Below are 13,293 nucleotides of genomic sequence, written 5' to 3'. Positions count from 1 at the left end.
ACACCGGGGCCAATCCGCCCCGCCCTCATCGGAGCTTCTTGTGGGCAACGCACGCAATATCGCCTTCTGGGTCATCCTGTTTCTGTTGATCCTTGCCTTGTTCAACCTGTTTTCGGGGGGCAGCGTCACATCGTCGGACCGTTCGGTGTCCTATTCGGAATTCATGACCCGGGTTGAGGCCGGTCAGGTCTCGGCGGTCACGCTGGATGGCGAGCGGGTGCTGGTCACCGGCGCCGATGGCAGCCGCTATGCCACTGTCGCCCCCAAGGATGACACGCTGACTGCGCGCCTTCTGGCCAAGAATGTCGAGGTCCGGGCCGAGCCGCAGGAATCCTCGGGCTTCATGTCGCTGCTGTCGCTGTGGCTGCCGTTTATCGTGCTGATCGGCATCTGGATTTTCTTCATGAACCGGATGCAGGGCGGCGGGCGCGGCGGGGCCATGGGCTTTGGCAAGTCGCGCGCCAAACTGTTGACCGAAAAGCAGGGCCGGGTGACCTTCGATGACGTGGCCGGCATCGACGAGGCCAAGGACGAGCTGGAAGAGATCGTCGAATTCCTGCGCAACCCGCAGAAGTTCAGCCGTCTGGGCGGCAAGATTCCGAAGGGCGCGCTGCTGGTCGGCCCGCCCGGCACCGGCAAAACCCTGCTGGCGCGCGCGATTGCCGGTGAGGCCGGGGTGCCGTTCTTCACCATCTCCGGCTCGGATTTCGTGGAAATGTTCGTCGGCGTCGGTGCATCCCGTGTCCGCGACATGTTCGAACAGGCCAAGAAGAACGCCCCCTGCATCGTCTTCATCGACGAGATTGACGCCGTGGGCCGCGCCCGTGGCGTGGGCATCGGCGGCGGCAATGACGAACGCGAACAGACGCTGAACCAGCTTCTGGTGGAAATGGACGGCTTTGACGCCAACGAAGGCGTGATCATCGTCGCCGCCACCAACCGCCCCGACGTGCTGGACCCGGCACTTCTGCGCCCGGGCCGGTTCGACCGTCAGGTGCAGGTGCCGAACCCCGATATCCGGGGCCGTGAAAAGATCCTTTCCGTCCACGCCCGCAAGGTGCCCCTTGGCCCCGATGTGGACCTGCGCATCATTGCCCGCGGCTGCCCCGGTTTCTCGGGTGCCGATCTGGCGAACCTCGTCAACGAGGCGGCGCTGATGGCGGCGCGGATCGGGCGGCGCTTCGTGACGATGGACGATTTCGAGAATGCCAAGGACAAGGTGATGATGGGTGCCGAACGACGCAGCATGGTCATGTCCGAGGACGAGAAGAAACTGACCGCCTATCACGAGGCCGGCCATGCCATCGTCGGCCTGTCGGTGCCGCAGCACGACCCGATCCACAAGGCCACGATCATTCCGCGCGGCCGCGCCCTTGGTCTGGTGATGAGCCTGCCGGAACGCGACCAGCTTTCGGTGACCTATACCAAATACAAGTCCAAAATCGCCATGGCGATGGGCGGCAAGGTCGCCGAAGAGCTGATCTTCGGCAAGGAAAACGTGACTTCGGGCGCCACCAGCGACATCCAGCAAGTGAGCCGGATTGCCCGGGCCATGGTGACGCAGTTCGGCTTCTCTGACCTTCTGGGCAATGTCGATTACGCGAACGAACGCGAAAGCTATCTGGGCACCGCCTCGGGCGGCACCAGCCATTCGGGCAATACGCAAAAGCTGATCGACGACGAGGTCAAGAAGATCGCCGACGAAGGTTATGAAACCGCCAAGCGTATTCTGACCGAGCGGATGGATGACCTGCACCGGCTGGCCAATGGTCTTCTGGAATATGAAACCCTGACCGGCGACCAGATCCGCAAGGTGATCGCGGGCGAGCCTCTGGAAAGCGGCTCGGACGAGGGGCCGAAAGATACCGGCGGCTCGGGTGTGGTGGCCATTCCCAAGACGCGGGCGCGCAAGCCCAAGGCGCCCGATGGCAGCGCCGAACCGGAGCCTCTGGCGTGAGCCAGACGACAGATTGGAACCCCGGGGCCTATGCAAGGTTCCGGGGTTTGCGTTTGCGCCCGGCGCTGGACCTTCTGGCGCAGGTGGGTGACCTGCCCGAGGGGGCGGTGGTGGACCTTGGCTGCGGCGATGGCGCCGCAGCGGCGGCGCTGGCCACCCGGTTTCCGGCACGGCCCCTGATCGGGGTGGATGCCTCGCCCGCGATGCTCGAGCGGGCTACGGGCTATCGGGCCAAGGTGCTGGCCGATATCGCCGTCTGGCAACCCGAGGCGCCGCCTGCGCTGATCTTCTCCAATGCTGTCCTGCAATGGCTGCCGGACCATGCCCGGCTTTTGCCGCGTCTGGCCGGGCTGCTGGCGCCGGGCGGGGTGTTGGCGGTGCAGATGCCGCGCCAGTATGGCGCGCCCTCGCACCGCTTTCTGCGCGACATTGCGCAGGCGCAATTCCCCGACCGTTTCGATTTTCACGGCTGGCAGGCGCCGGTGATGCCCGCTGCCGACTATTGGCAGATGCTGGCCCCGCTGGGGCGGGTGACGGCTTGGGAAAGCGAATATGTCCAGCGGCTTGACCCGGTGGATGCCGGCCATCCGGTGCGCGCCTTTACCGGATCGACGGCGATGCGGCCCTTTCTTGACAAGCTGACGGGGCCCGAGGCGGCGAGCTTCTGTGCGGCCTATGACGCGGCGCTTGGCGCCGCTTATCCGCTGTTGCCCGACGGGGCGGCGCTGATGCCGTTCCGCCGGGTGTTTTTCGTGCTGGAGGTCTGAATGGCGGCGCTGATCCCGACCCGGTTCACCGGGCGCATCACCTGGCTGGGCATCGTCGCCGACCGCGACGCGGCGCTTGAAAGCGCCGCCCGGGTCTTGCTGACCGCCGGTTTCGCAGGCCCCGAGGGCGAGGCGCATGGCGGGCTGACCCGCCCCTCCTGCAGCCGGGTGCTGGGCCAATATCCGCGCGATACCGAGATTCGCAACACGCGGCAGTTCACCCTGCTTTCCGCCGAAGAGCTGGCCGAAACCGCCGCCGAAATGGGGCTGGAGGCGCTGGACCCCGCACTTCTGGGTGCGACCATGGTGATTTCCGGCATTCCCGATTTCAGCCACCTGCCGCCCTCATCGCGGTTGCAGGGGGAGACGGGCGGGGCGACGCTGGTCGTGGACATGAACAACCGGCCCTGCACCTTGCCCGCCCGTCCGATCGAGAACCGCCACCCCGGCCATGGCAAGCGGTTCAAGCCCGCCGCCGCCGGGCGCCGTGGCATCACCGCCTGGGTCGAGCGCGAGGGCAGCTTTGCCCTGGGCGAGGTGGTCCGCCTGCATATCCCCGATCAGCCGGTCTGGGCGCATCTGGAGGCTGCCCGCGCCGAAGGGGCCGCGCCGCGCTGAAGCGGGTCATTCTTTCCCGCCTGCCGCGCAATTTTCCGATCGGAAACCGCCTCTGGCGAATTTGACGCGGGACAGGTCGGAAAAGTCCCTCTTTTCCCGGTCATGGCCCGCTATCACGTCGCAAACGGGACATTTGCCCCAAGGGAGCGGACCATGGCCTTCAAGACCGACATCGAAATTGCACGCGAAGCCAAGAAGAAACCGATCATGGAGATCGGTGCCAAGCTGGGCATTCCGTCCGAACATCTGCTGCCCTACGGCCATGACAAGGCCAAGGTCGGGCAAGAGTTCATCAAGTCGCTGGGCGACCGCCCGGATGGCAAGCTGATCCTTGTGACCGCGATCAACCCCACCCCGGCGGGCGAGGGCAAAACCACCACCACCGTCGGTCTGGGCGATGGCCTGAACCGCATCGGCAAGAAGGCGGTGATCTGCATTCGTGAAGCCTCGCTTGGCCCGAACTTCGGCATGAAGGGCGGCGCTGCGGGTGGCGGCATGGCGCAGGTCGTGCCGATGGAAGAGATGAACCTTCACTTCACCGGCGACTTCCACGCCATCACCTCTGCCCACAACCTGCTGTCGGCCATGATCGACAACCACATCTACTGGGGCAATGATCTGGGCATCGACGAGCGTCGCGTGGTGTGGCGTCGCGTGATGGACATGAACGACCGCGCGCTGCGCGACATCGTGGTGTCGCTGGGCGGCGTGTCGAACGGCTTCCCGCGTCAGACCGGCTTTGACATCACCGTGGCTTCGGAAGTCATGGCGATCCTCTGCCTGTCGAATGACCTCGACGACCTGCAAAAGCGGCTGGGCGACATCGTTGTGGCCTATACCCGCGCCAAGACCCCGATCTATGCCCGCGACATCAAGGCCGACGGCGCGATGACCGTGCTGCTGAAAGACGCGATGCAGCCGAACCTTGTGCAGACGCTGGAAAACAACCCGGCCTTCGTCCACGGCGGCCCGTTTGCCAACATCGCCCATGGCTGCAACTCGGTCATCGCCACCAAGACCGCGCTGAAGCTGGGTGAATACGTCGTCACCGAAGCCGGTTTCGGGGCCGACCTTGGCGCGGAAAAGTTCTTTGACATCAAGTGCCGCAAGGCCGGGCTGAAGCCCTCGGCGGCGGTGATCGTGGCGACCGTCCGCGCGATGAAGATGAACGGCGGCGTGGCCAAGGCCGATCTGGGCGCCGAAAACGTCGAAGCCGTCAAGAAGGGCTGCCCCAACCTTGGCCGCCACATCGCCAATGTGAAATCCTTCGGCGTGCCGGTGGTGGTGGCGATTAACCACTTCTACAGCGACACCGATGCCGAAATTGCGGCGGTGAAAGCCTATGTCGCCGAACAGGGCGCCGAAGCGATCCTGTGCAAGCACTGGGCGCAGGGCTCGGCCGGGATCGAGGATCTGGCCAACAAGGTCGTGCAACTGGCGGAATCGGGTGCTGCGAACTTTGCGCCGCTTTACCCCGATGACATGCCGCTGTTCCAGAAGCTGCAAACCATCGCCAAGCGCATCTACCACGCCGATGACGTGATCGCCGACAAGTCGATCCGCGACCAGCTCAAGGCATGGGAAGCGGCGGGCTATGGCAAGCTGCCGATCTGCGTGGCCAAGACGCAATACAGCTTCACCACCGACCCGACCGTGCGCGGTGCGCCGGTGGGCCATACCGTGCCGGTGCGCGAAGTGCGGCTGTCGGCGGGCGCGGGCTTTATCGTGGCGATCTGCGGGGAAATCATGACGATGCCGGGCCTGCCCAAGGTTCCGAGCGCCGAAGTGATCCGGCTGAACGATCTGGGCCATGTCGAGGGTCTGTTCTGATCTGGCGGAGCGGGGGGCCAGCCCCCCAAGCCACCGGTCCTCGGACCGGTGGCGAACCGGCGGCTTACCCCCGGGATATTTCGACCAAGATGAAGGGGCTTTTCGCGGCTTTGGCATTGTCTTAGGGAATGCCGGAGACTGCGAGGACCGAAAGATGCGGAAACCTGAAGACTGCGTGACCATGGCCGATCTGCGGGCCGAGATTGACCGGCTGGACGGCGCCCTTGTGGCGATGCTGGCAGAGCGGGCGACCTATATCGACCGCGCGGCCCAGATCAAGGCCGAGGTCGATCTGCCCGCCCGGATCGACGACCGGGTGGAGCAGGTGGTGCAGAATGTGCGCGGCCATGCCGTGACCTACGGCCTGCCGCCCGATCTGGTGGAGAAGTTCTGGCGGCGGCTGATCGACTGGTCCATCGCCCGCGAGGAAAGCCATCTGGGGCCGGATTCTCTGCGGAAATAGCCGGAGCTGGCCGGCGGAAGGGGACGAAGGCAAGTGACGGCAACCCTGATTGACGGCAAGGCCATTGCGGCGCGGATGCGGGCCGAGACGCTGGGCGCAGCGCAGGCGCTGGCCGAGGCGGGCTGGCAACCGCGGCTGATCTCGATTTCGGTCGGCGATGTGGCGGCGGCGGAACTCTATGTCCGCAACCAGCAGAAATCGGCCGAGGCGGCGGGCGTCGCCTTTGAGGCGCGCAATTATCCCGAAGCGATCAGTCTGGAGCAGTTGCAGGGTGTGATTGCCGGGCTGAACGCCGATCCGCGGGTGAATGGCGTGATCATCCAGCGGCCCTTGCCCGCGCATATCCCGGTGAAGGCGCTGCAAAAGGCGGTGCATCCCTTGAAGGATGTCGAGGGGATGCACCCCTCCTCCATCGGCAATATCGTTTACAACGACCTGACACTGGGCCCCTGCACCGCGGTTGCGGCGGTGGAAATCCTGAAGACCCTGCCGCTGAAGATGGAGGGGCTGGATGTCTGTGTCATTGGTCATTCCGAGATCGTGGGCAAGCCGATTGCCTTTCTGATGATGGGGCTGGGCGCCACCGTGACCGTCTGCCACCACATGACGCGGCAGGTGGCGGTGCATAGCCGGGCGGCGGATGCGGTCTTTGTCGCGGTGGGCAAGCCCGGGCTGGTTACCGGCAGCATGCTCAAACCCGGGGCGGCGCTGATCGACATTGGCATCAACCGGGTTGAAGGCAGGACGGTGGGCGATGCCGATTTCGCCAGTTGCGCCGAGGTGGCAGGCTGGATCACGCCGGTTCCGGGCGGGGTGGGGCCGGTGACGGTGGCCATCCTGATGAACAATGCGGTTCTTGCGACCCGGATGCAGATGGAACATTACCGCGCGGCCTTTGCGGCGGCGGTGTAAGGAGGAAAAGATGACGGCAACAGTGATCGACGGCAAGGCTTTCGCCGCAAAAGTGCGGGCGCAGGTGGCGGCCCATGTGGCGCGTCTGGCCGAAGAGCAGGGCCTGCAGCCCGGTCTGGCCGTGGTTCTGGTGGGTGAAGACCCGGCGAGCCAGGTCTATGTCCGCAACAAGCACGCCTCGACCGTCGAGGTTGGCATGGCCAGTTTCGAGCATCGCCTGCCTGCCGAAACCTCGGAAGCCGATCTGCTGGCGCTGGTCAAATCGCTGAATGCCGATCCCACGGTGCATGGCATTCTGGTGCAACTGCCGCTTCCCGGGCATCTCAATTCGGAACTGATCATCAACACGATTGACCCGGCCAAGGATGTGGACGGCTTCCACATCTCGAACGTCGGCCTTCTGGGCACCGGACAGAAGAGCATGGTGCCCTGCACCCCGCTGGGCTGTCTGATGATGCTGCGCGATCACCATGGCAAGCTGGCCGGGCTGAATGCCGTTGTCGTGGGCCGGTCGAACATCGTGGGCAAGCCGATGGCGCAACTGCTCTTGGGCGATAGCTGCACCGTGACCATCGCGCACAGCCGCACCAAGGATCTGGCCGAAGTCTGCAAGCGCGCCGATATTCTCGTGGCCGCCGTGGGCCGGCCCGAGATGATCACCGGCGACATGGTGAAACCCGGCGCCACCGTGATCGACGTGGGCATCAACCGGATCGAGCGCGATGGCAAGGCCAAGCTGGTGGGCGATGTGCATTATGCCAGCGCGGCGGCCGTGGCGGGCGCCATAACCCCGGTCCCGGGCGGGGTGGGGCCGATGACCATTGCCTGTCTTCTGGCCAATACGCTGACCGCCTGCTGCCGCGCCAATGGGCTGCCGGAACCGGAAGGCTTGACGGCATAAGGGCTTTTCCATCACAGCCCATTGAAACAGGGCGGATTCTCCTTTACTCGGAGGGGAGTTGTGTTCGGGTCCGGTGGGTGAATGACGGGCTTCGTCAATGAATTGAAGACGGATTTTCGGAGCCGTATTCCTGTGGTGGTGTGGCTGGTCGTCACACTGGCAATCGCGGTGACAGGGCCTTTCGGCAGCTATGGCCAGATGAGCCTGCTGGCCCGTCTGGCGTTCTGGGCGCCGGTGATGGCGGTCGGCATCGCGGTTGCCACCGTCATCCGCGCCTTTGTTTCGGGCACTTTGGGGCTGCGCGACGATGTGGTCGGCTCGCTTCTTTCGGCGGTTCTGATCTGTGTGGCGGTCTGTCCGCCGCTCTATCTGCTGGTCCGGCTGTTTTTCGAACCGGCGCAGGCGGGCATCCCGGGCTTTGGCGAGCTGGTGTTGCTGGTGGCCTCGGTCTCGCTTGGGGTCTGTGCCGTGCGCAATTCGGTCAAGGCCGAGGTGCAGGCCCGCAGTCCCGAGGAGCCCGTTGCCGAAGCCGCCGAACCCACCCTGTCGCGCCTGATGCGGCGGCTGGACAGCAGCCTGCAGGGCGAGCTTTGGGCGCTGTCGGTGCGCGACCATTATGTCGAGGTCGCCACAAGTGCGGGCAGCGCCAGCCTGCTGATGCGCCTGTCCGACGCGATAGATGAGGCCGAGCCGGTCGAAGGCGTGCAGGTCCACCGTTCGCATTGGGTGGCATGGGAGGCGGTTGCGGGCGTGGACCGCGACGATGGCAAGATGCATCTGATCCTGCGCAATGGTCAGAAGATTCCGGTCAGCCGCGCCAATCGCCCCAAGGTGGATGCCCGTTTCGGTGTCGAGGCCGCTAGCTCCGCGGCATAGGGATCACCAGACAGCGCCGCCCGGTCAGGATCGCCCGGGCGCCCGCGCCCATCAGCCCCTGCAATGCCGGCGCCTCCAGCCGCAGTCCTCCGGTATAGGCGCCGAAAGCGGGCAGGATCAGCCGCCGGCCATCGGTCAGGAAACAGGGGTGGCTTTGCCCGGCCAGCCGTGCCTTGGGGTGAAAATGCCCCGAAACCTCAAAGCCTTCGCCGCCGCCCTCATGCCGGAAGGTCAGGGGTGGCAGATGCAGCGCGCCGTGGTGGCTGCCACCAAGATCGGCGGGGCCGGGGTCGTGGTTGCCCTCGACCCACAGCCATTCGCGCCCCGCCATCAGCCGGATCAGCCAGAGCCGCGCCGCCTCGTCCAGCCGCTCGGCGGCGGCAAGATCGTCAAAGCTGTCGCCCAGACAGACCACCCGCCGCGCCCCTGTGGCTGTGATTTCGTCGTCCAGCCGCGCCAGCGTTTCCTGCGTCTCGTAGGGCGGCAGCAAGCTGCCGCCGCGCCGGGCGAGGCGCTCGGACTTGCCAAGGTGGAGGTCCGACACGCAGAGCAGCTCCAGCGCAGGCCAGTGCAGCGCCCCCGAAGGGCGGGCGATCAGATCGGCAGGGCCAAGGGTAAAGGCATGGGGCATGGCGGCGGGATGCGGCGGCGGCAAGGCTTAGTCAAGACCCGCCGCGCGCAACAGGGCACGGGCGGCATCCTCGGCCAGCCGCTCGCGCCCCTTGCCCTCGACCGGCACCTTGCCGGGTTCGAGAAACAGCGGTGCGGACAAGGGCGAAAGGCCCGGCAGGCGCACAAGGTCGATGCGCGGGCCGATCCGGGCCAGCATCTCTTCGATCCGTGCGAAATCCACCAGCCCGCGCAAAGCCTCTTCGCGGGTGATTTGCAGCATCAGATGGCCCGGATCGTATTTGCGCAGCGTGTCATAGAGGATGTCCGACGAAAACGTCGCCTGCCGCCCGGATTTGCGCCGCCCCTGATGGCTGCGCTCGATCAGCCCGGCGATGATCGCCGAATTGCGGAAGGTGCGTTTCATCACCGCATTGCCTTGCAGCCAGCTTCCCAGCCCCTCGCGCAGGCGGGGCAGATCGAAGAGCGGCGCGGGATCGGTCACCGGATCAAGTCCCCAGATCAGCGTGGCATGGTCGGTGGCGACAAAGCCAAGGGGGGCAAGGCCGGTCTCCTCCATCCGCTTGGTCAGCAAGAGGCCCAGCGTCTGCTGCGCGTTGCGCCCGGCAAAGCCATAGATGCAAAGATGCTCGCGCCCGTCATGGGGAAAGCTTTCCAGAAGCAGCCGGTCGGGCGCGGGCAGGCGGGAAACCTCGCGTTGCAGGGTCAGCCATTCGGCGGTGTGGCGGGGAAGCTCTGGCCAGCGGGGTTGTTGCAAAATGTCAAGAATGCGGGCCGAAAGCTGGGTTGAAGTGGCGAATTTTGTTCCAGAAAATACAGCGACCTTGGGGTCGCGCCCCGGGCTGCGACTGACTTCGACGGTCAGTTCGGACAGCTTTTCATAGCGCACAACCTCGCCGCCGATCAGAAATGTATCGCCGGGCGTCAGGCTGGCGGCAAAGCTTTCCTCGATCTCGCCCAAGGGAATGGCGCGGCCGCGCAGGCGGACCTTCAGGGTTTCGGTGTCGATGATCGTGCCAAGGTTCTGGCGGATCACGGCGGCGCTGCGCGGGTCGCGCAACTGCCATTTGCCATTGCGCAGCAGCAGCCGCTGCCAGCGGTCATAGGCGCGCAAAGCATAGCCGCCGGTGGCCGCAAAGTCGAGGCAGGCATCGAAATCGGGCCGGGTAAGGGTGCTGTAGGGCCCGGCCGTGATCACCTCGGCATAAAGGGTGTCGGCGTCGAAAGGGCCAGAGCTTGCGGTGGCAAGGATGTGCTGACACAACACATCGCGGCGGCCGGGGCCGCGCGGCTCGCCGTCCAGCGCATGGGCCTTGACCGCTTGCAGGGCAGCAAGGCATTCGACCACCTCAAAACGATTGGCGGGCACCAGAAGCGCCTTGGAGGGGGCGTTGTAGCGGTGGTTGGCGCGGCCGATCCGCTGCACCAAGCGCTTGATATTCTTGGGGGCGCCGACCTGAATGACCAGATCGACATCGCCCCAGTCGATGCCAAGATCAAGGCTGCCGGTGCAGACCACGGCGCGCAGTTTTCCTTCGGTCATCGCCTGTTCCACCCGCTCGCGCTGTTCGCGGGATAGGGAGCCGTGGTGGATGCCGATGGGCAGGTCGTCGGTGTTCGCCAGCCAGAGGTGGTGAAAGAAAATCTCGGCCTGCGCGCGGGTGTTGTGAAAGATCAGCGTGGTCTGATGGCGCGAAATTTCGTTCAGAATCGCGGGGATGGCATATCTTCCTCCCCCACCGGACCAGGGCGGTGCGGCCTCGGTTTCGATCATGGTGATGTCGGGGTCGGGGCCGGGGTCGGCCTGCAGGATGGCGGTGTCGGGGCCAAGGAAGCGGGCGAGGGCCGGAGGATCTTCGACGGTGGCGGAAAGACCCACGCGGCGCAGGTTCGGGGATAGATTGCACAGACGTGCAAGGGATAGCATGAGCTGATCGCCCCGCTTGCTTTCGGCGAGGGCGTGGATTTCATCCACGACAACCCTCTGTAATCCTTGAAAAATACGGGGTGCGTCTTCGTAAGAGAGCAGCAGGGCGAGGCTTTCGGGGGTGGTCAGCAGGATGTGGGGCGGGTCGGCGCGTTGGCGGCGGCGCTGGGTGTAGGTGGTGTCGCCGGTGCGGTCCTCAATCCGAATGGGCAGGCCCGCGCCTTCGACCGGGCGGCGCAGGTTGCGGCGGATGTCGGCGGTCAGCGCCTTGAGCGGCGAGATATAGAGGGTGTGCAGGCCGGGAACCGGATTCTGCGATATTTCGCAAAGGCTTGGGAGGAAACCTGCAAGTGTCTTGCCGCCGCCTGTGGGCGCGATCAGCAGGGTCGAGGCGGCCCCGGCACGGCCCAACATGGCCATCTGATGCGGGTGCAGATCCCAGCCTTGGGCGGCGAACCAGTCGGCGAGGGGTGCGGGCAGCGCGTGCATGGCGGCAAGATAGGGCGGCGCAGGGGCTGCGAAAAGCCCGTCGTTTCTGCGTCAATTTCGCGTAGTTTCCTGTAGTTTTTCCGTATATACAGCCGGCGGCCAAAAGCGGCCCGAAACCGTCGCCATCGCGCTTGCGGGTGAGCGGCGCTGGGCCTATGCCCGTGGCCATGAAAATACTCTTCCTTGGCGATGTGATGGGGCGCGCGGGCCGCGCCGGGGTGGTCGAGCGGCTGCCGAAACTGCGGGCCGATTGGGGGCTCGACTTTGTGGTGGTCAATGGCGAGAACGCCAGTCAGGGCGCGGGTCTGACAGCGGAACATGCGCGGGTGCTGTTGCAGGCGGGGGCGGATTGTCTGACGCTGGGCGACCATGCCTTTGACCAGAAGGACATGATGCAGTTCATCGAGAGTGAACCGCGCATCATCCGGCCGCTGAACTTCTCAAAAGTGGCGCCGGGGCGGGGCGTGCGGATTTTCGACGCGACGCAGGGCCGGAAGGTTCTGGTGACGCAGGTGCTGGGGCAGGTCTTCATGAAGCGGCCGTTCGACGACCCGTTTTCGGCGGTGGAGACGGTGCTGAAAACCCATCGGCTGGGGGCTGCGGTGCAGGCCAGCATTCTGGACATCCACGCCGAGGCGACCAGCGAGAAAATGGCGATGGGTCATTGGGCGGATGGGCAGGCGAGCCTTGTGGTCGGCACCCACACCCATGTGCCGACCGCCGATCACATGATCCTGCCGGGCGGCACCGGCTATCTGAGCGATGCGGGGATGTGCGGCGATTACAACTCGGTCATCGGGATGGAAAAGCTGGAGCCCTTGCGCCGCTTCATCACCGGCATGGCCAGCGCGCGGTTTGAACCGGCGGGCGGCGAGGCGACGCTTTCGGGCGTCTACATCGAAACCGACGACCGGACCGGCAAGGCCACGCGGATCGTGCCGGTGCGGCAGGGCGGGCGGCTGTCGCAGGTGGGGCCATGAGGGCGGCCTATTTCCCGGCGGTTCTGCTGGCGACCGGCATCGGCTGGGGCGCCACGCAGCCTTTGGGCAAGATCGCGGCATCCAGCGGCCACGGGCCGTTCGGTCTGATCCTGTGGCAATTGGTGATCTGCGTTCTGGTGCTGGGCGCGCTGACGCTGGTGCGGGGCAAGCGGCTGGCGCTGCATCCGCGCGCCTTGCGGTTCTATCTGGTGGTGGCGGTGCTGGGCACGCTGGTGCCGAATTTCACCTTTTACCTGTCTGTGGCGCGGCTTCCGGCGGGGATCATGTCGATCGTGATTTCGGCGGTGCCGCTGATCGCCTTTCCCTTGTCGGTCATGCTGGGGATGGACCGTTTCGGCTGGCGCCGGGCGGCGGGGCTGGGGCTGGGCCTGACCGGGGTTTGCCTGATCGCGGCGCCGGGGGCGGTGCTGCCCGATCCGAGCCTTGCCATCTGGGTGCCGGTGGCGCTGATCGGGCCGCTGTTTTACGCGATGGAGGGGGTTTTCGTCGCCCGCAACGGCACCGAGGGGCTGGATGCGGTGCAGGCGATGTTCGGCGCCTCGGTTGCCGGGCTGGTGCTGTGCCTGCCGATCTCTCTGGCGCTGGGGCAGTTCTATGTCATGCCGATGCCGCCCGGGCCGACCGATTGGGCGCTGATCGCCTCGTCCGCGCTGCACGCGCTGCTGTATGCCACCTATGTCTGGATGGCGTCGCGGGCGGGGGCGGTTTTTGCCAGCCAGACGAGCTATATCGTGACGGCGGCAGGGGTGATCTGGGCCATGCTGATCCTGAACGAGCGATTCCCGCCGGCGGTCTGGCTGGCGGCGGCGGTGATGCTGGGGGGAATGTTTCTGGTGCAACCGCGCGAGAAACAGGCAGTCGCGGTTATTGGCGACTGAGTTTGTAGAATATTATTCCCCATGGCGGCATTTCGCGCTATCAG

At 65.5% G+C, this 13,293-nt stretch carries 12 protein-coding genes; 10 read left to right on the top strand and 2 right to left on the bottom strand.

The genetic code is table 11. The features are described from left to right. Window positions 1-40 precede the first annotated feature (40 nt). From ftsH to HS053_RS05595, 8 genes are all read left to right on the top strand, one after another. On the top strand, window positions 41-1,957 hold the full coding sequence (gene ftsH, locus HS053_RS05630) for an ATP-dependent zinc metalloprotease FtsH (RefSeq protein WP_174210238.1): 1,917 nt from the start codon (window positions 41-43) through the stop codon (window positions 1,955-1,957). Continuing rightward, window positions 1,954-2,724 carry a methyltransferase domain-containing protein gene (locus HS053_RS05625; protein WP_174210237.1) on the top strand — a complete coding sequence of 257 codons (771 nt, stop codon included), beginning with the start codon at window positions 1,954-1,956 and terminating at the stop codon, window positions 2,722-2,724. Before ftsH ends, HS053_RS05625 begins: the two co-directional genes overlap by 4 nt. After that, a complete protein-coding gene (locus HS053_RS05620) occupies window positions 2,725-3,342 on the top strand; it encodes an MOSC domain-containing protein (RefSeq protein ID WP_174210236.1) in 618 nt (205 codons plus the stop codon). A gap of 153 nt (window positions 3,343-3,495) precedes the next feature. Continuing rightward, entirely contained in the window at window positions 3,496-5,172 is a 1,677-nt protein-coding gene (locus HS053_RS05615; protein ID WP_174210235.1) for a formate--tetrahydrofolate ligase, read from the top strand. A 154-nt stretch (window positions 5,173-5,326) separates the two neighbouring features. Next, complete coding sequence (locus tag HS053_RS05610) at window positions 5,327-5,635, top strand: chorismate mutase (protein WP_174210234.1); 309 nt, start codon at window positions 5,327-5,329, stop codon at window positions 5,633-5,635. Between the two features lie 33 nt (window positions 5,636-5,668). Continuing rightward, window positions 5,669-6,547: a bifunctional 5,10-methylenetetrahydrofolate dehydrogenase/5,10-methenyltetrahydrofolate cyclohydrolase gene (locus HS053_RS05605; protein ID WP_174210233.1), complete on the top strand. Its 879-nt coding sequence runs from the start codon at window positions 5,669-5,671 to the stop codon at window positions 6,545-6,547. Window positions 6,548-6,557: 10 nt separating this feature from the next. Next, window positions 6,558-7,448: a bifunctional methylenetetrahydrofolate dehydrogenase/methenyltetrahydrofolate cyclohydrolase FolD gene (gene folD, locus HS053_RS05600; protein WP_174210232.1), complete on the top strand. Its 891-nt coding sequence runs from the start codon at window positions 6,558-6,560 to the stop codon at window positions 7,446-7,448. A gap of 81 nt (window positions 7,449-7,529) precedes the next feature. Beyond that, a complete protein-coding gene (locus tag HS053_RS05595) occupies window positions 7,530-8,324 on the top strand; it encodes a LytTR family DNA-binding domain-containing protein (RefSeq protein WP_174210231.1) in 795 nt (264 codons plus the stop codon). Here the strand turns inward: HS053_RS05595 and pdeM are convergent. Further along, window positions 8,308-8,955, bottom strand: coding sequence for a ligase-associated DNA damage response endonuclease PdeM (gene pdeM, locus HS053_RS05590; RefSeq protein ID WP_174210230.1), 648 nt, complete (start codon window positions 8,953-8,955; stop codon window positions 8,308-8,310). The genes HS053_RS05595 and pdeM overlap by 17 nt on opposite strands. Window positions 8,956-8,982: 27 nt before the next feature. Continuing rightward, window positions 8,983-11,370 carry a ligase-associated DNA damage response DEXH box helicase gene (locus HS053_RS05585; RefSeq protein WP_174210229.1) on the bottom strand — a complete coding sequence of 796 codons (2,388 nt, stop codon included), beginning with the start codon at window positions 11,368-11,370 and terminating at the stop codon, window positions 8,983-8,985. A gap of 167 nt (window positions 11,371-11,537) precedes the next feature. On the opposite strand from HS053_RS05585, the gene HS053_RS05580 reads away from it, so the two are divergent. Together HS053_RS05580 and HS053_RS05575 are read left to right on the top strand one after the other, a co-directional pair. Then, the gene (locus HS053_RS05580) at window positions 11,538-12,350 is read left to right on the top strand and encodes a TIGR00282 family metallophosphoesterase (RefSeq protein ID WP_174210228.1); all 813 of its coding nucleotides are present in this window, start codon (window positions 11,538-11,540) and stop codon (window positions 12,348-12,350) included. Next, window positions 12,347-13,249, top strand: a complete 903-nt coding sequence (locus HS053_RS05575) for a DMT family transporter (RefSeq protein ID WP_174210227.1) — start codon at window positions 12,347-12,349, stop codon at window positions 13,247-13,249. The genes HS053_RS05580 and HS053_RS05575 overlap by 4 nt, the downstream gene beginning before the upstream one ends. The last annotated feature ends 44 nt before the right edge of the window (window positions 13,250-13,293 follow it).

It is taken from the genome of Tabrizicola fusiformis (genome assembly GCF_013328815.1).
Taxonomy (GTDB): domain Bacteria; phylum Pseudomonadota; class Alphaproteobacteria; order Rhodobacterales; family Rhodobacteraceae; genus Fuscibacter.
Note: the sequence above shows the minus strand (reverse complement) of the source record. Positions and strands in the feature narration are given on the sequence as shown.